This window comes from Alcanivorax sp. UBA3183 (genome assembly GCF_002364155.1).
GTDB classification, from domain to species: Bacteria; Pseudomonadota; Gammaproteobacteria; order Pseudomonadales; family Alcanivoracaceae; genus Alcanivorax; species Alcanivorax jadensis.
The window spans coordinates 130534-131393 of sequence record NZ_DEXN01000006.1 but is presented as its reverse complement, the minus strand read 5'-3'; the positions used below and the strand labels follow the sequence as shown (position 1 = coordinate 131393).

General features: G+C 59.2%; 1 pseudogene. It reads left to right on the top strand.

Annotated features, from left to right (window positions below):
* Positions 1-147 precede the first annotated feature (147 nt).
* A pseudogene (locus tag B3Q33_RS01880) lies at positions 148-860 on the top strand (short chain dehydrogenase); the annotation flags it as partial.

Below are 860 nucleotides of genomic sequence, written 5' to 3'. Positions count from 1 at the left end.
GCGCCAGTGTGCGACAGGGCTGACCGTCATGCCCTACGAAAGAAGTCTTATTTTGACCATTCTTTCTCCGGCACCCCTTTAAACCTGTCCCGGTTGACATAAGGTTAAGCGGGACTCATTCATCATTTGATGGCAAAGGACAGGACCATGAGCGATACCTATCAGGCGATTGCCAATTCCTCTATGGGCAAGGCGCTGTTTGGCGCAATCAACCTCCCTATTCCGGTCATTCTCGAGCGCTGGCAGCCGGGCCAGGCTTCCTTCATCAAGGGCCGCGTGCTGGTAGGTGCCGCCAACGGTTCCACCGGTATCGATACCGTACTGGCGACCCTGAAAGGGGCTCCGGAAGCACAGGTCGCAGTACTGGCCAACACCGGTAACGTCACCGAGCTGCAGAAGAAAGCCGGCAAGCTGGGCGTGAGCGCGGACAACTACACCGCCAACCGCGAAGACGATGCCAAGTTCAAGGGCCTGGTATTCGATGCTACCGGCATCCAGAACCCGGACGAGCTGAAAGCCCTGTGGGAATTCTTCCACCCGGTGATCCGCAAGCTGGATAAATGTGCCCGCGTTGTGGTCATCGGCCGCACCCCGGAAAAACAGACTGGCGCTGCCCGCGTAGCCCAGCGTGCCCTGGAAGGTTTCACCCGCTCCGTGGGCAAGGAAATCAAGAAAGGCGCCACCGCCCAGCTGGTGTATGTAGACGAAGGCGCAGAAGCGCAACTGGCGTCTCCCCTGCACTTCTTCCTGTCACCGAAATCTGCCTACGTATCCGGCCAGGTGGTTCGCGCCACCGAAGCGGGCTTCAAGGCTGCCAAGTTTGACTGGGACAAGCCGCTGGCCGGCAAGAAAGCCCTGGT